This window comes from Pseudomonas sp. Irchel s3f7 (genome assembly GCF_900187615.1).
Taxonomy (GTDB): Bacteria; Pseudomonadota; Gammaproteobacteria; order Pseudomonadales; family Pseudomonadaceae; genus Aquipseudomonas.
In genome coordinates this window covers 145,521-161,873 of the sequence record NZ_FYDO01000001.1, presented here as the reverse complement: position 1 = coordinate 161,873, position 16,353 = coordinate 145,521, and the positions used below count along the sequence as shown (strand labels likewise).

The window sequence follows — 16,353 nt, the reverse complement described above, 5'->3', positions numbered from 1 at the left end:
TCCGCCAGCTCACCCATTGCCGAACCACTCACTGCTTGAGGCCGACCTTGTAGAGCCCACCGTTTTCCTCATCGGTGAGTACATACAAATACCCGTCCGGCCCTTGACGCACATCGCGAATGCGCTTGTTCCAATCTCCGAGCAAGCGCTCCTCGTGCACCACTTTATCGCCGTCGAACTCCAGACGGATCAGTTCCTGACTCACCAACGCGCCGATAAACACGTTGTGCTGCCACACCTTGAAACGATCGGCGTCGTAGAACGCCATGCCGCTCAGCCCCGGGGATTTTTCCCAGACATGGTGCGGGGCAGCGGTGCCTTCGGCGGTTTCTCCTTCGGCTTCGGGAATAGGCTGCCCGGAATAGTTGATGCCGTGGGTCGCCAATGGCCAGCCGTAGTTTTTCCCACGCTCAATGATGTTGATCTCGTCACCTCCACGCGGACCGTGTTCGTTTTCCCACAACGTACCGGTCCATGGGTTCAATGCTGCGCCTTGTGGGTTGCGCTGGCCGTAGGTCCAGATTTCCGGGCGAACGTTGGCCTGACCGACGAAAGGGTTGTCTTTGGGCACCTTGCCGTCCGGGAAGATGCGCACCACCTTGCCTTGCAGCTTGTCCAGATCCTGGGCAGTCGAGCGGTCGTTGTTTTCCCCCAGGGTCACGAACAGATAACCATCGCGGTCGAACACCAGCCGTGAACCGAAATGGTTGCCCACCGACAGCTTGGGTTCCTGGCGCAGGATCACCTGAAAATCCTTCAGGCCCGAAAAGTCTTCGGTCAACCGACCGCGCCCCACCGCTGTACCTGCCTTGCCGTCCGGACCACCGCCTTCTGCGTAGGACAGGTACACCATTCGGTCTTGCTTGAAATCGGGTGACAACACCACGTCGAGCAAACCGCCCTGCCCCTTGGCCCAGACCGTGGGCACGCCGTTGAGTGGCGCGGACAGTTTGCCATCGACCGTCACCCGCCGCAGATTGCCGGGCCGTTCCGTCACCAGCATCCCCTGGCGGTCAGGCAGAAACGCCACTGCCCAAGGGTGCTCCAACCCCGTCACAACCGGGGTGACCTCAAGGGTGCCCTGCTCACTTTTGATGTCTTGGGAGGCCTGCGCCAATGACACGGTTGCGGTGGTGATCAATGCACTGGCACACACGGTGCCCAGTAAAATTTTACGCAACATGCACAATTCCTTTTCTCGTCAGAGTGGCCAGCAAGGCATCAGCCCTGCCGTTCAACGGTTGCTGCTACCGGTATCTCGGGGAGGCGGATTGGGGATGAATTTCGGCGGGCCGGCGGGGGCTGGCTGGGCGGGATAGCGATTGCCGATTCCGCCGTTATCGAGTGTCGGCGGACGCGGCACCGGCACGGTGTTGGGACTGCGGATCGCCGGAGCGTTGGGTTGCGTGCCCTGCATGCTGTTGGGGTTGGCCCGGCGAATCGGGCTGTTGTAAGGATTGTTGTTGGCGCCGCCCGGCAGGTTCTGAGCCACCATCAACATGGTCGCGGCATCCGCGCGGGCCACGGGACTCAATACGCCACTCAAGGCCAGCACAAGGGTAGCGGGCAGGAAACGATTCATGAGGGCCTCGTTGTATCAGGTCGATAGGGTCTTCGATGCCACGCTACGCCCGGGGTTCGCATTTGTTAACAAAAACCTCCCCCGCAAGATGTAACACGACGTTGATCCGACCTCGGCACCTGACCGAAAACAGCGGAAACTTTTGCCCGGCGCTACGGGTCACCTGAACACATCACTTGCGAGTAGACCACCATGGCACGGGCAATCTGGAAAGGTGCGATCAGCTTCGGATTGGTACACATTCCCGTAGCGCTGGTCTCGGCGACATCGTCCCACGGGGTGGATTTTGACTGGCTCGACAGTCGCAGCATGGACCCCGTGGGTTACAAGCGAATCAACAAGGTCACCGGCAAGGAAGTCACCAAGGAGCACATCGTCAAAGGCGTGCAGTATGAAAAGGGTCGGTACGTGGTGCTCAGCGAAGAGGAAATTCGTTCGGCGCATCCGCTGTCGACGCAGACCATCGATATTTTCGCGTTTGTCGACAGCACTCAAATTCCGCTGCAGAACATCGACACGCCCTATTACCTGGCTCCGGACAAACGCGGAGGCAAAGTCTATGCGCTGCTGCGCGAAACCCTCGACAAAACCGGCAAGGTCGCTCTGGCCCGCGTAGTGCTGCATACCCGCCAATACCTGGCGGCGTTGATGCCTATGGAATCGGCCATGGTGTTAGTGAAATTGCGCTGGCCAGCGGAAGTCCGCAGCCTGGACGAATTGGCGCTGGGCCCTGACGTCACCAAGGCCGAACTGACCAAAGGCGAGTTGGACATGGCCAAGCGCCTGGTGGCCGACATGAGTGTCGAATGGTCACCGGACGATTATCGGGATGAATTTGAAGACAAGATCATGGCCCTGGTGGACAAGAAGGCCCATGAAGGCAAGATCGAAGACGTGGAAACGGCCACCGGTGAGGAAGAGCGCAAAACGGCGGATGTGATTGACCTGACGGAATTGCTCAAGCGCAGTTTGGGTGGCAAGACTACGGCCAAACCCAAAGCGGAAAGCAAGCCGACTGCGCGAAAAAAAGCCAGCAAATGACGCTCAGTGTCTGTAGGAGCTGCCGACCTCAAATCAAAACGAATACCGCCAGCAGCCCGGCAAAAATCGACCATTTCTGAGCGTAGTAAAGTTTGCGATTACGCTTCTTCAGCGCCTTGCCGTGCAGGCGAATCTTGTAGATCTTGCCGAACAGGCGATTGATCCCGCCCGTCTTGTCGCCGACATCATTCGGCGCACCCGCCGCCGACATCACGTTGCGACTGAACCAGCCATTGAAGGCTGCCGCCCAGCGATACTTCATCGGACGCTCGACGTCGCAGAACAGAATGATGCGGTTCTGATGCGTGGTGTTTTCGGCGTAATGAATGAAGGTCTCGTCGAACATCACTGCCTCGCCGTCACGCCAGTGATAATTCTCGCCATCGACATTGATGTAACAACCGGCATCATTGGGCGTTTCAAGGCCCAGGTGATAGCGGTAGGAACCGGCATACGGATCACGGTGGCGCACCAGTTTGGAACCCGGTGGCAACTCGGCGAACATCGCCGCCTTGATCGAACCGATGCTTTGCACCAGCTCCGTGGTGCGCGGGCAAAGTTTCATGGCTGACGGGTGACTGTCGCCGTACCACTTGAGATAGAAGCGTTTCCAGCCGGTCTTGAAGAACGAGTTGAACCCGACATCGTCATACTGGTTTGAACGCTTGATTTCCCCGGTCCGAAGCAAATTCTGACCTTCGGCACGAATTTCTTCCCAATGGACCTGCAATGGACTCAGGTCAGGGAAGTCGGCCGGATCGAGGTAGGGTTTGTTGGGGATCTTCGAAAACAGGTAAAGGAAGCAATTGATCGGCGCCAGAAACGTCGAATGATCGCTGAGCTGACGCCCGAGTTTATGCCGCACTCGTCCCCGCAGATGAACATACGCAATCGATACAACGTAGATAACGGCAATGATGATTTTCACGGAATCGTCACACGTCAGAGGTGAACAAACTGCGCCCCTTTTTGGCCGGTATGCCGTCGGGTCTTGTGCAGTGACTGAATTCGAACAGCGTCCCGCAGTACGCCGTTGAGCCTTGCCGTCATCCGGCACCGGGCTGATAGATGGCATTTTAGCCACAATTTGTAACCAATAGTTAACCTGAAACGCTGAAAATCTATCCTCTTGTACAGCCATTGCGTCGCGCAGACCTCGACGCCCTATCGGCTAAGAGCCAGATGGGTTCCTGGCACCAACGCCTTGCACACTCCCGGATCAAAGGTCATGGATTGTCATGAATAGAAAAAGCGTTGTCGCCAAATGAAATGTCGGCCGCCGCCCCATCTATATGCTCCTGAAGTTCTGTGTGGCGAGCCCTGCCTTTCTGCGGCCCGCCCGGCCGGCATGTTGCTCGGTCGCTTGCCAGTAGCCATATAACTTCCGGGCCCCGCCTTGGGTGCCTTACCGGGTGTCAAAATGAACAAGAAAAATAAAGACCTTTCCCAGCAAGCTGCGTTGCACACGTTGAGCCTGAACCCAGCGTTCGGTCCTCGCGGGCGTGATCTGCTCGGCACCGCCCGCATGGTCCTGCGACAAGTGTTGAAGCAACCGGTGCATAGCGCCAAGCATATGGCGGCATTCGGCGTTGAGCTGAAAAATGTCCTGCTCAACCGCTCACAACTCACACCTGCGGCGGGAGACAAACGTTTCGACGAACAGACCTGGCAGCGCAACCCGCTTTACCGGCGCTACATGCAGACTTATCTGGCCTGGTGCCAGGAAATGAACGACTGGATCAGCACGAGCAACCTCAGCGAACAGGACGCTCAACGTGGTCAGTTCGTCATTGGCCTGCTGACCCAGGCGATGGCGCCGACCAACACCCTGGCCAACCCGGCAGCGCTCAAGCGTTTCTTTGAAACCGGCGGCAAGAGCATTCTGGATGGTTTCTCGCAGCTGACCCGTGACCTCATCGAAAACGGCGGCATGCCCAGCCAGGTCGACAAGACGGCGTTCGAAGTGGGCCACAATCTGGGCATCACCGACGGTGCGGTGGTGTTTCGCAATGAAGTGCTGGAGTTGATCCAGTACAAACCTCGTACCGAGCAAGTGCAGGCGCGTCCATTGCTGGTGGTGCCGCCACAGATCAACAAGTTTTACTTGTTCGATCTGACGCCGGAGAAAAGCCTGATCCGTTTTCTCCTCGACAGCGGTATCCAGACGTTCGCTATCAGTTGGCGCAATCCGGGCAAGGCACAACGCGAGTGGGGGTTCTCCAGCTATGTAGAAGCCCTGAAGGAAGCGATCGACGCAGTGCTTGCGATTACCGGCAGCGCCGACCTGAACACCTTCGGCGCGTGTTCCGGAGGCTGCACCATGTCCTCGCTGTTGGGTCACTATGCCGCCCTGGACGAAAAAAAGATCAATGCCTTTACCCTGGCCGTCAGCATGTTGGACATTCGCCCCGACACCCAGGTCGGGCTGTTCGCCGACGAGAAAACCCTGGAAGCCGCCAAGCGCCGTTCCTATCAGGCGGGCGTGCTGGAGGGCCGCGAACTGGCCAAGGTCTTCGCCTGGATGCGCCCTAATGACTTGATCTGGAATTACTGGATCAACAACTACTTGCTCGGCAACGAGCCACCGGCATTCGATGTCCTCTATTGGAACAACGACACCACCAACCTGCCTGCCAATCTGCACGGCGAATTCATTGATATGTACCAGACCAATCCGTTCGCCCGTGCCGGCGCCCTGGAGGTCTGCGGCACACCGATAGACCTGAGTCAGGTCACCAGTGACTACTACTGCATAGCAGGCCTGACCGACCACATCACCCCGTGGGACGCCTGCTACCGTTCCATGCATCTGTTTGGTGGTCAGGGCGAGTTCGTGGTGTCTAACAGCGGGCATATCCAGAGCATCCTCAACCCGCCGGGCAACCCAAAGGCGCGCTTCATGACGGGCAGCGACCTGCCCGCAGACGCTCAGGACTGGATGGAAGCTGCCAGTAAACAGGCAGGCTCGTGGTGGCCTCACTGGTTGGCCTGGCTGCAGGCTCGCTCAGGCGATCGCAAAAAAGCTCCCGCTAAACTGGGCAACAGGAAATATGCCCCTGCGGAGGCTGCGCCGGGCACCTACGTGCACCTGCGCTGAACCTGCAATCAACGTAATGGCCGTTTTCTGCCGCTCACCACGGGCAAAAAACGGCCAGGAGCGGTCGCTCACTTAAGGCGGTTTTCGATCCTAACGGCGCTTAACGCCAGGTTGAGGGGCGTTGCGGCGCAATCACAAGGAGAGTTCATGCAGTTGCACGAAGCGTATGAACTGAAAGAAATGTATAGCGTGGACACTGCCAATCGCGCGCTTCGGTGCCGCACCCGGAACCAATAAAAAAAAGCTCCACGGCGCGGGCCACTGGACTAGGCTAAGTGAAATACTCAAGCTGACTTGACGAAAGCCCCCGCCATGAGCCAGAACGAACAAATCTACCAGCAGTTGCAGGCGTATATTGCCGAACTGGAGGCGCAGTATCGAACGCTCCAGGACAACTACGATGATGAGATCCTGCTGTGCGTGAGTGTACTGCGCACCTTGGTTGATGATGACTATGAATACTCTAAATCACTGGTGAAGCGCGCTGGCTGTTCTACTGAGCGCAGGGCTGACGCGCTGCAGTTTATCGAAGACGTGCGCAACGGCCATTAATCAGCGATTCACAGCAACCTACGACAAAGGACCGACACCTCGCCGGTGCCGCCGTATTGCTCCGCTTCCAAGATCCTTGGCTCGCACAATCAAAACAGACCTTCCAGCGTCTTAAAATGAAAGCCCTCGAACACTCGCCGAATGTCTGAATAGAGACGTCAAACCGGCACAAGCAATGGGGCTGCGTGTTAAAGAAGCTGATGATCCGTTATCGGCCGCCGTACAACTGCCGTCATACTTATGCGACAATATGCACAATGTCTGGCATGAATCCCGCCTTTATTGCCCAACAGCTCGGACACAGCGTCCAGATGCTGCTCTCGACTTATGCGCGCTGGTTGAACGCTAGCGGCGACTGGGGCGAGATGGAACAGCTACAAAATGCCCCAGGAATGGCCAAAACGCCAAATGCGCGGCTCGCAACCCATTGATAGGTAAAGTAATTGATCTCCACAGCTAACATCACGATGCAGTTCGGCGCCAAGCCGCTCTTCGAAAACGTTTCGGTCAAATTCAACGGTGGCAACCGTTATGGCTTGATCGGTGCCAACGGTTGCGGCAAGTCGACCTTCATGAAGATTCTGGGTGATGACCTCGAGCCTTCCGGTGGTCAGGTCATGCTCGAGCCGAACGTGCGCCTGGGTAAATTGCGCCAGGACCAGTTCGCCTACGAAGAATTTACCGTGATCGACACCGTGATCATGGGTCACGAAGAGTTGTGGAAGGTCAAGGCCGAGCGCGACCGCATCTACTCGTTGCCGGAAATGAGCGAAGAAGACGGCATGGCCGTGGCCGAGCTGGAAACCGAATTCGCCGAGATGGACGGCTACACCGCCGAATCCCGCGCCGGCGAACTGCTGCTGGGCCTGGGTATCCCCCTGGAACAGCATTTCGGCCCGATGTCCGAAGTCGCTCCAGGCTGGAAGTTGCGTGTGTTGCTGGCTCAGGCACTGTTCTCCGATCCGGAAGTGCTGTTGCTCGACGAACCGACCAACCACCTGGACATCAACACCATTCGCTGGTTGGAAACGATTCTCAAGGCGCGTAACAGCACCATGATCATCATTTCCCACGACCGTCACTTCCTGAACAGTGTGTGCACCCACATGGCTGACCTGGACTACGGTGAGTTGCGCCTGTTCCCGGGCAACTATGACGAGTACATGACCGCGGCCACCCAGTCCCGCGAGCAGTTGCTGTCGGACAACGCCAAGAAGAAAGCCCAGATTTCCGAACTGCAGACGTTCGTCAGCCGCTTCTCGGCCAACGCCTCGAAAGCCAAGCAGGCCACCTCCCGCGCCAAGCAGATCGACAAGATCCAGCTGGCCGAGGTCAAGCCATCGAGCCGCGTGAGCCCGTTCATCCGTTTCGAACAGACCAAGAAGCTGCACCGCCAGGCCGTGACCATCGAGCAGATGTCCAAGGGCTTCGACGGCAAGACCCTGTTCAAGAACTTCAGCTTCACCGTCGAAGCCGGCGAGCGCCTGGCGATCATCGGCCCGAACGGTATCGGCAAGACCACCCTGCTGCGCACCCTGATGGGCGAGCTGACCCCGGACGCCGGTTCCGTGAAGTGGACCGAAAGCGCGGAACTGGGCTACTACGCCCAGGACCACGCCCATGACTTCGAAGACGATGTCAGCCTGTTCGACTGGATGGGCCAGTGGACCCAGGGCGAGCAGATCATCCGTGGCACTTTGGGCCGCATGCTGTTCTCCAACGACGAGATCCTCAAGTCGGTCAAAGTCATCTCTGGTGGTGAGCAAGGTCGCATGCTGTTCGGCAAGCTGATCCTGCAAAAGCCGAACGTACTGGTGATGGACGAACCGACCAACCACTTGGACATGGAATCCATCGAAGCACTGAACCTGGCGCTGGAAAACTACCCGGGCACGCTGATCTTCGTCAGCCACGACCGTGAGTTCGTATCGTCCCTGGCCACCCGCATCATCGAGCTGAGCCCGAATGGCGTGACCGACTTCAGCGGCACCTACGATGACTACCTGCGTAGCCAGGGTGTGGTGTTCTAAAGCAGCTACAAGCGTTTAGCTGCAAGCTTCAAGTGAAAAGCCCTGTCTTGGTGACGGGGCTTTTTGCATTAAGAGGCTGCGATCTTTTGATCGTTAGCCTGCTTTCTTTTAATTCAGCGCCAAGCCAAGATGCAACTCTCCCAACGCCGCCCGCGAAAGAGTTCACATGTCTGTGCAGCAAGCGCCTCCGCAAAGCTCCCTGGCGATCACCCTGCAGATCGTCTCTATCGTCTTCTATACCTTTATTGCCTTCCTTTGCATCGGACTGCCGATTGCGGTGTTGCCGGGTTATGTCCATGACCAGCTCGGGTTCAGCGCCATCGTCGCGGGGTTGACCATCGGCTCCCAATACCTCGCCACCCTGCTGAGCCGCCCCATGGCCGGGCGTATGTCGGACAACGTCGGCACCAAGCGCGCCATCATTTATGGTTTGTCCGGGATTGTGTTGAGTGGCGCGCTGACGTTGCTCTCGACCTTGCTGCAGGGCTTTCCCCTGCTCAGCCTGTTGATCCTCATCGCCGGGCGCCTGCTGCTCGGGATCGCCCAAGGTTTGATCGGCGTCGGCACCATCAGTTGGTGCATGGGCCAGGTCGGCGCGGAACACACGGCGCGGTCGATTTCCTGGAACGGCATTGCCTCCTATGGCGCGATTGCCATCGGTGCGCCGTTGGGTGTGGTGATGGTCGGGCAACTCGGGTTTTCCAGCCTAGGGATCGCACTGTCGCTGCTGGCGCTGGCCGCACTGCTGCTGATCCGCAACAAACCATCAGTGCCGGTGATTCGCGGTGAGCGCCTGCCGTTCTGGGCCGTGTTCGGGCGCATTGCACCGTTTGGCGCGAGCCTGAGCCTAGCGTCCATCGGCTACGGCACCCTGACGACCTTTATCACTTTGTATTACGTCAGTCGTGGCTGGAGCGGTGCGGCTTACTGCCTGACGGTATTCGGGGTGTGTTTCATCCTGGCGCGGCTGCTGTTCATTTCCAGCATCAGCCGCTTTGGCGGATTCTCATCGGCCATTGCCTGCATGTGTATCGAGACTGTTGGCCTGGCGCTGCTATGGCTAGCCCCTTCGACCGGGTACGCATTGCTGGGTGCCGGCCTGACCGGTTTCGGCCTGTCGCTGGTGTACCCGGCGCTGGGTGTCGAAGCCATCAAGCAGGTACCGAATTCCAGTCGCGGCGCGGGGTTGAGTGCTTATGCGGTGTTTTTTGATCTGGCATTGGCGATTGCCGGCCCGCTGATGGGCGCGGTGGCGCTGAACTTCGGGTATTCGTGGATTTTCTTCAGCGCGGCGTTGTTGTCGGTGACGGGATTAGGCCTGACGCTGCTGCTCAAACGGCGTTCGATGACGTAAGACTTGGTACTGACCTCTGTAGGAGCGAGCTTGCTCGCGATGGCGGAGTATCTGTCGACACCAATGTTGGATGTGATGGTCCCATCGCGAGCAAGCTCGCTCCTACAAGGGGCATGTGTGAATTACTGGTCCGCAGTCTGCATCCCGGCCCGAGTCGCTTTACCCAGCGTGCGCGAGAAAAATCGTCCGGCCTCGGAGATCAGGTTGCGGTGAATGTCTTCGCGGTCGACGCCATCGGCATCGGTGCACAGCGCAGGCATGATCACGATTTGCTCATCATTGCACGGCGCCATGAACACGAAGTGCCCTGCCCCGGCCAATAATTTGAAGTCTGGCGCTACAGGCAGTTTGCGCGCTAGCGCGGCGGCATTCTTATCCACCGCCACCAATTTGTCGCCATCGCCACTGTAAAGCAGCACCGGCACGTGCACGTCGGCCAGGGTGTGGCGGCCAAACTTCAGGCTCAAGGGTGCCATCAACATCAGGGCGTGGACCCGTGGATCTGCGACGGGTTGCAAGTCATCGCGATCGACAATCAACTCGCCTTGGGTATTGCAGGCATCGCGATCATCCGGGCGTTCTTTGCAATAACGCCGCAGGCGATCCAGATCCGGGGTCGCACCGGAAAGAATCAACGCCGTCTCGCCACCCGCCGAATAACCAATGACGCCCACCTGATCGGCATGGACGAAAGGCGCGAGCATGCGGTCGCCCAAGGTCGCGGTGATGGCTTCGGAAATCTGGATCGGCCGGCCGTAAAGGTTACTCAAGGTACCGAGTCGGCTGTGGTCTTTGGAGTTGTCACCGGGATGGATCACCGCCACCACCACAAACCCTTTGCGCGCCAGTGATGTCGCCAGATCGTGCAAGGCCAGCGGCGTACCGGTGTTGCCGTGGGAAAGCATCAGCATCGGAAAGCGGCCGATGGCGACTTTGGTGTCCTCCCCGGCTTCGACCGTGTAACCCTCGAGTTGGCTGGTGTGCTCCCGGTCGCTGGAAGGATAGAACGCGATGGCGCGCATCGGCTGCAGGTCCAGGGGATCGAGAAAGCTCATTTCATGGTAGCCGACGCTCCAGTGCAGATGCGGCGCAGGCGCGGCGTGCACCGTTATCAGGCTGCCGAACAAGCAGATCAGCAATGTTGCACAAAGACGCACCATGGGATGCCCCACCTTGTTACCCGAACGGAGACGCTGACCCTTGAGTGCATAACTCAGGCCAAAATCCGCAACGCCCAGAAACAAAAAACTCCGCATCTGGTGCTTGCGCATCCAGAATACAGAGTTTTTTTGGCTTTGCCTGAACGGCTCTGCTTCTTTACTGAAGCCTTACGCCGCTGCGAACAATTGCTCGCTGATGTGCGTATGGGCAGCGCTCATCGCCTTGCTGCGAACGTCGTCACCGTAAGACAGGCCTTCGGCGCGAACGATTTCGATGTCGGTGATGCCGATGAAGCCGAACAGCACTTTCAAATAGTCTTCGTGGGCAACACCGGTCGCCTGACCGGCGTGAATGCCACCGGAGGTCGAAACAATCACGACTTTCTTGCCACCGCACAGGCCTTCAGGGCCGGCTTCGGTGTAACGGAACGTCTGGCCGGCAACGGCAATGCGGTCGATCCAGGCCTTCAATTGCGTCGGGATGGTGAAGTTGTACATCGGCGCTGCAATCACCACGGCGTCGGCGGCGAGGAATTCGGCCAGGGTCTGGGCGCTCAGGTCGGCTTCGTGCTGTTGAGCGGCGTTGCGCAGTTCAGCGGTGGTGCCGGCAGCGACCAGGGTCGTGGCAGAGAAGTGGCTGATGGCGTCAGCGGCGAGGTCACGGTAAGTCACCACGGCGCTTGGCTCGGCACCCTGCCAGGCTTTGACGACTTCGCTGCTCAACTGACGGGAAGCCGAATTGTCACCAAGGATGCTCGAATCGATATGCAGCAATTTCATGTGGGATCTCCAAGTGAGGATCGCTACAAGGCGATCTGATGGAGACAATCCTACAGAACAAACCAATAGCTGATTAGATGGCAACAATGCGATAGTTCGTCCCATGTATAGAACAATCAGGTAACCCTCATGCAAGACCTAAACGACCTCTATTACTTCGCCAAGGTCGTGGAAGCCGGTGGCTTCGCGGCGGCCGGACGTTTGCTGGGGATCCCCAAGTCGCGACTGTCGCGCCGTATTGCCGAACTTGAAGAACGCCTGGGCGCACGCTTGCTGCAACGTACCACCCGCCAGTTGAAGCTGACGGCCGTAGGCGAGCGCTACCTCCGGCACTGTCAGGCCATGCTGCTGGAAGCGGAAATGGCCGACGAGGCCGTGGCGAGTATGTCCAGCGAACCCCGTGGACGATTGCGGGTGTCCTGCCCCGTCGGACTGGCCCATGAAATATTGCCGGGGGTGATCAGCGACTTTCTGGAACGGTTTCCGCAAGTCCAACTGGAGGTCATGTTGCTCAACCGACGGGTCGATCTTGTGAACGAAGGCATCGACGTCGCCTTGCGCGTGCGGGAACTGGGCGACGAAGACCCGTTGCTGGTCACCCGCCGTCTGCGTCAGGCGCAGACGCTGATGGTCGCCAGTCCCGAGTTCCTGCAAGGCCGCGAGATCAACCACCCCGAAGACCTGAAAAGCATCCCGGTACTCGGTGCGCTTGAAGCCGATCGCATGGTGCACATTCGTTTACTGGACCAAAAAGGCAAAAGCTTCGAACTCGCAATGGAAGCACGCCTGGGTATCGATGACTTTATCGTGCGCAAGGCCAGCACCCTCTCCGGCCTCGGCTTTACGATGTTGCCGATGATGTATTGCGAACAGGAGCTGGCCAGCGGTTCACTGGTGCAATTGTTGCCCGAATGGTCGTTACCTGGCGGGTGGTTGCAAGCGGTCTACCCTCATCGACGCGGCGTGATGCCCGCCGTACGCGCCTGGATCGATCATTTGGTCGAATCCTTCAATGCCTGTGGAGAGCGATTGTTATGAAGGCTGGACGCATGAGCGAAGCGGATGTCGCGGCATTCTGCCTGGCCCTGCCCGGGGCGCGGGAGGATTACAAATGGGGTGGCGTGCGGGTGTTTTCGATTGCCGGCAACAAGATGTTCGCCTTGCAGGGCCTAAGGGGATCGTCCCTGGCGTTCAAGGTCGACAAGGACCTGTTTCTCGGCCATTGCGACCGCCCGGGAATCCATCCGGCGCCTTATCTGGCGCGCGCCCAATGGATCATCATGGAACCGCCCTACCCGCTGGGCCGCGAAGAGCTTCAAGGCTTGCTGCAACGTTCCCACCAATTGGTGGTGAGCAAACTGCCCAAGCGTACGCAAGTCGGGCTATTGCTGTAGCGCCTTGCCGATCAGGACAAGGCGAACAGGTGTGCACCAAGGAACAACAGGTCGATCCAGAACACCTGGTGCAGCACCACAATGATCCAGAACACCAGTTGAAACGAGACCTTGCGCGTTTTGTGACGAAACACCTGCTGGGCCAGCAAGGCGCCGGGCCAGCCCCCGGCGAACTCCAGCGCATGCAGAACGTTCTCCGGTGTGCGCCATTGATTCGCGAGGGCTTTGCGCTTGTCACGCCAGTACAGCGCGAACGCCAGGACGCTGAAAAAGCCATAGGCTGCGAGCGGAATCAGAGAAACCCCACGCAGCCATAACGACACCGACCCCCACAGCGGCAACGCGCACACGATCGCGAACACCAGCCATTTCAATCGCGGATTGCGAATCTGCCCACCAGGCTGACGCCCGGGATTGTTGCGCGTGCGGGAGTCATTCATGGCTTGGCGGCGGTCCAGTCGACCCAGCCGAACTGCCAGGTGGCCAGGATCAACAGGCCGAACGCGATGCGATACCAGGCGAACGCCGCATAACTGTGACTGGCAATGAACTTGAGCAAGCCACGCACGGCGATCATCGCGAAGATGAACGCCGTGACGAAGCCAATCGCAAACACTGGAAAGTCAGACGGAACGAACAGGCCGCGGTACTTGTAACCCGAGTACACCGCGGCACCGACCATGGTCGGCATCGCCAGGAAGAACGAAAACTCGGTGGCGGTCTTGCGCGACAAACCGAACAACAGGCCGCCAATGATGGTCGAGCCCGAACGCGAAGTCCCCGGAATCATCGCCAGGCACTGGGCGAAGCCGACTTTCAGGGCGTCCTTCCAGGTAATGTCGTCGACCGTTTCGGCGTGTACTTCATGCTGACGGCGCTCGGCCCACAACATGATGATCCCGCCCACGACCAATGCACTGGCCACGGTGATCGGGTTGAACAGGTACTCGTGGATCAGGTCGGCGAATATCACCCCCAGGACCACGGCCGGCAGGAAGGCAATCAGCAGGTTCGCGGTGAAACGCCGAGCGCTTGGCTGGGTCGGCAAGCCGATGACCACGTCGAAAATCTTGCGCCGAAACTCCCAGACCACCGCCAGGATCGCACCCAGCTGGATGATGATGTTGAAGGCCATCGCACGCTCGCCACCGAAATCGAGCAAGTCGGCCACGATGATCTGGTGGCCCGTACTGGAAATGGGCAAAAACTCGGTCAGCCCTTCTACAACCCCAAGTATCAACGCCGAAAAGGCAGTCCAAAGATCCATCAATCCCCCAAAAGGCAATGCGCGCCGGCATGCCCCGTCAGTATTTTTTCAAAGCGTTGATTGCGATCGGCGTGGCTGAAATCCCACGCGTCTCTATTCCCGCAAAACCGTAAAGTTCCAGTGCGATTCAGGTTTTCCCCTGCGGGGCCGAAATCCTATCAGACAAGCCCGATAAACGCTGCGGCGTTATTCGACACAGGTCGCATAGGTCCATGGGGCAAGGTGTGATTGGATGCTGGCGCGGGTTTACTACAAGAACAAGAAAATGGAGTGAATGGGGTATGAACAGCTTGCGCAATATGTCGATCAGCCGCCGCTTGTGGCTCATCCTGATCGTGGCCGTAATGATGCTGTTGACCTTGGGCCTGTTGATGCTCAAGCAGATCCACAATGACCTGTATCACGCCAAGGCAGAGAAAACCCAACACGTGGTGCAGACCGCCAGCGGTGTCCTCAGCTATTACCACAGCCTCGAAACCGCCGGCACGCTCAGTCGTGACGCGGCGCAGAAACAAGCCCTGACGGCGGTCCGCGGCCTGCGTTACGACCAAAACGATTATTTCTGGATCAACGACCTGACGCCCGTGATGATCATGCATCCGGCCAACCCGAAACTCGATGGGCAGAATCTCTCGGCGATCCGCGACCCGGATGGGTTTGCCGTGTTCAACGAAATGGTCGCGGTGGTCAAATCCAGTGGCGCCGGTATCGTCAACTATCGTTGGCCGAAACCGGGCGCCGATGCCCCGGTGGAAAAAACCTCCTACGTGAAACTGTTCGAGCCTTGGGGCTGGGTCATCGGCTCGGGCGTTTACATCGATGACATGCAGGCCGAATTCTACGGCCAGGTGTGGAAAGCCACGTCGATTGGTCTGGCCATTGCGCTGTTCATGGCGTTGCTGGTGATCCTGATCGCCCGCAGCATCGTCCACCCATTGCAGGAAGCGGTGAACGCCATGGCCAACATTGCCAGTGGCGAAAGCGACTTGACCCGCAGCCTCGACACCCATGGCCAGGACGAAGTCACGCAACTGGCCCGGCACTTCAACGCCTTCACCGCCAAGCTGCGCCGAGTGATCGGCGAGCTTCAGGAATCCGCCGGTGCGCTGGGCCAGTCCTCCACTGAGTTGGGCAACGACGCCGCCCAGGCACAACAACGCAGCCAGCAGCAATCCGAGCAAATGGAACTGGTTGCCACGGCCATCAACGAGGTCACCTACGGGGTGCAGGACGTGGCGAAAAATGCCGAGCACGCCGCCAGCGAAATGCGCGACGCCGAGGCGCAGGCGCAACAAGGCCAGGTCAATATCGAAGGCAGCCTGAAGCAGATCGACACCTTGTCCTCCACCATCGACCAGGCGGTGGACGTGATGCGTACCCTGGCGGCTGAAAGCACCCAGATCGGCAGTGTGCTGGAAGTCATCCGCTCAATCGCCGAGCAGACCAACCTGCTGGCCCTCAACGCGGCGATTGAAGCCGCACGGGCCGGTGAGCAAGGTCGCGGTTTCGCCGTGGTGGCCGACGAAGTTCGCTTGCTGGCCCAGCGCACGCAGAAATCCACGGCAGAAATCCAGTCGATGATCGAGCGTTTGCAAAGCCACTCTGAAGCCGCGGTCAAGGTGATCGGCGACAGCAGCCGGGCCTCGCAGTTGACCATCGAACAGGCTGGCCTGGCCGGTGCAAGCCTGCATGCCATCGGCCAGGCGCTGCGCAACCTCAATGGCCTGAACGCATCCATCGCCAGTGCGACGCTGCAACAGGCCCATGTGGTCGAGGACATCAACCAGAACGTGACTCAGGCGGCCGGGTTGTCCCATAGCACGGCATTGGCGGCCGAGCAGTCGAGTGCGTCGAGCGTTCGCCTCAAGGCGTTGAGCGAACAGTTGAACGGGTTGCTCAAGCAGTTCCGCGTGTAACCCCTCGCTGTTGTGTAGGAGCGAGCCTGCTCGCGATGGTCGTCAACGATAACGCGTGTTTGCTGTTTAAACGCGGCGCTCTCAAGACCATCGCGAGCGAGCTCGCTCCTACAGGATGGAACGGCTTATTCGCACCACAGCCATCCCCACGCCAATCCGGTTACAATCCGCCCCCTCTTC

Annotated in this window: 15 protein-coding genes and 2 pseudogenes; 10 read left to right on the top strand and 7 right to left on the bottom strand. The window is 58.7% G+C overall.

The genetic code is table 11. The features are described 5' to 3' along the window. Positions 1-28: 28 nt before the first annotated feature. Both CKW19_RS00775 and CKW19_RS00770 read right to left on the bottom strand, forming a co-directional pair. Complete coding sequence (locus CKW19_RS00775) at positions 29-1,183, bottom strand: PQQ-dependent sugar dehydrogenase (protein WP_095056114.1); 1,155 nt, start codon at positions 1,181-1,183, stop codon at positions 29-31. 51 nt (positions 1,184-1,234) lie between these two features. Beyond that, positions 1,235-1,582 (bottom strand): hypothetical protein, encoded by a 348-nt coding sequence (locus CKW19_RS00770; protein ID WP_095056113.1) that lies wholly within the window; start codon positions 1,580-1,582, stop codon positions 1,235-1,237. 192 nt (positions 1,583-1,774) lie between these two features. Here CKW19_RS00770 and CKW19_RS00765 point away from each other — a divergent pair, with 192 nt between their 5' ends. Next, positions 1,775-2,623, top strand: a complete 849-nt coding sequence (locus CKW19_RS00765) for a Ku protein (protein ID WP_095056112.1) — start codon at positions 1,775-1,777, stop codon at positions 2,621-2,623. Between the two features lie 28 nt (positions 2,624-2,651). Here the strand turns inward: CKW19_RS00765 and lpxO are convergent, their stop codons facing one another. After that, positions 2,652-3,551: a lipid A hydroxylase LpxO gene (gene lpxO, locus CKW19_RS00760; protein ID WP_095056111.1), complete on the bottom strand. Its 900-nt coding sequence runs from the start codon at positions 3,549-3,551 to the stop codon at positions 2,652-2,654. A gap of 492 nt (positions 3,552-4,043) precedes the next feature. On the opposite strand from lpxO, the gene phaC reads away from it, so the two are divergent. The 5 genes and pseudogenes from phaC (at position 4,044) to CKW19_RS00735 (ending at position 9,656) form a co-directional block, all read left to right on the top strand. After that, positions 4,044-5,720 carry a class II poly(R)-hydroxyalkanoic acid synthase gene (gene phaC / locus CKW19_RS00755; protein WP_095056110.1) on the top strand — a complete coding sequence of 559 codons (1,677 nt, stop codon included), beginning with the start codon at positions 4,044-4,046 and terminating at the stop codon, positions 5,718-5,720. 312 nt (positions 5,721-6,032) lie between these two features. After that, positions 6,033-6,272 (top strand): hypothetical protein, encoded by a 240-nt coding sequence (locus CKW19_RS00750; protein WP_095056109.1) that lies wholly within the window; start codon positions 6,033-6,035, stop codon positions 6,270-6,272. A 152-nt stretch (positions 6,273-6,424) separates the two neighbouring features. Continuing rightward, positions 6,425-6,703, top strand: a pseudogene (locus CKW19_RS00745) (site-specific integrase); the annotation flags it as partial. Between the two features lie 12 nt (positions 6,704-6,715). Beyond that, positions 6,716-8,302 (top strand): ABC-F family ATPase, encoded by a 1,587-nt coding sequence (locus tag CKW19_RS00740; RefSeq protein ID WP_008053703.1) that lies wholly within the window; start codon positions 6,716-6,718, stop codon positions 8,300-8,302. Positions 8,303-8,468: 166 nt separating this feature from the next. After that, positions 8,469-9,656 (top strand): MFS transporter, encoded by a 1,188-nt coding sequence (locus CKW19_RS00735; protein WP_095056108.1) that lies wholly within the window; start codon positions 8,469-8,471, stop codon positions 9,654-9,656. 122 nt (positions 9,657-9,778) lie between these two features. Here the strand turns inward: CKW19_RS00735 and CKW19_RS00730 are convergent, their stop codons facing one another. Together CKW19_RS00730 and CKW19_RS00725 are read right to left on the bottom strand one after the other, a co-directional pair. Then, positions 9,779-10,816, bottom strand: coding sequence for a dienelactone hydrolase (locus tag CKW19_RS00730; protein ID WP_095056245.1), 1,038 nt, complete (start codon positions 10,814-10,816; stop codon positions 9,779-9,781). Positions 10,817-10,984: 168 nt separating this feature from the next. Continuing rightward, a complete protein-coding gene (locus tag CKW19_RS00725) occupies positions 10,985-11,596 on the bottom strand; it encodes an FMN-dependent NADH-azoreductase (protein ID WP_095056107.1) in 612 nt (203 codons plus the stop codon). Positions 11,597-11,725: 129 nt separating this feature from the next. On the opposite strand from CKW19_RS00725, the gene CKW19_RS00720 reads away from it, so the two are divergent. After that, on the top strand, positions 11,726-12,634 hold the full coding sequence (locus tag CKW19_RS00720; RefSeq protein ID WP_095056106.1) for a LysR substrate-binding domain-containing protein: 909 nt from the start codon (positions 11,726-11,728) through the stop codon (positions 12,632-12,634). Continuing rightward, entirely contained in the window at positions 12,631-12,990 is a 360-nt protein-coding gene (locus CKW19_RS00715; protein WP_095056105.1) for an MmcQ/YjbR family DNA-binding protein, read from the top strand. Before CKW19_RS00720 ends, CKW19_RS00715 begins: the two co-directional genes overlap by 4 nt. 11 nt (positions 12,991-13,001) lie before the next feature. On the opposite strand, the gene CKW19_RS00710 is transcribed toward CKW19_RS00715, so the two are convergent. Together CKW19_RS00710 and CKW19_RS00705 are read right to left on the bottom strand one after the other, a co-directional pair. After that, entirely contained in the window at positions 13,002-13,430 is a 429-nt protein-coding gene (locus CKW19_RS00710) for a DUF1294 domain-containing protein (RefSeq protein ID WP_095056104.1), read from the bottom strand. Beyond that, positions 13,427-14,257, bottom strand: coding sequence for an undecaprenyl-diphosphate phosphatase (locus CKW19_RS00705; protein WP_095056103.1), 831 nt, complete (start codon positions 14,255-14,257; stop codon positions 13,427-13,429). Before CKW19_RS00705 ends, CKW19_RS00710 begins: the two co-directional genes overlap by 4 nt. Positions 14,258-14,469: 212 nt before the next feature. Here CKW19_RS00705 and CKW19_RS29380 point away from each other — a divergent pair. Next, positions 14,470-15,315, top strand: a pseudogene (locus CKW19_RS29380) (cache domain-containing protein); the annotation flags it as partial. A 123-nt stretch (positions 15,316-15,438) separates the two neighbouring features. Next, entirely contained in the window at positions 15,439-16,173 is a 735-nt protein-coding gene (locus CKW19_RS29375) for a methyl-accepting chemotaxis protein (protein ID WP_371856296.1), read from the top strand. Positions 16,174-16,353: the final 180 nt, after the last annotated feature.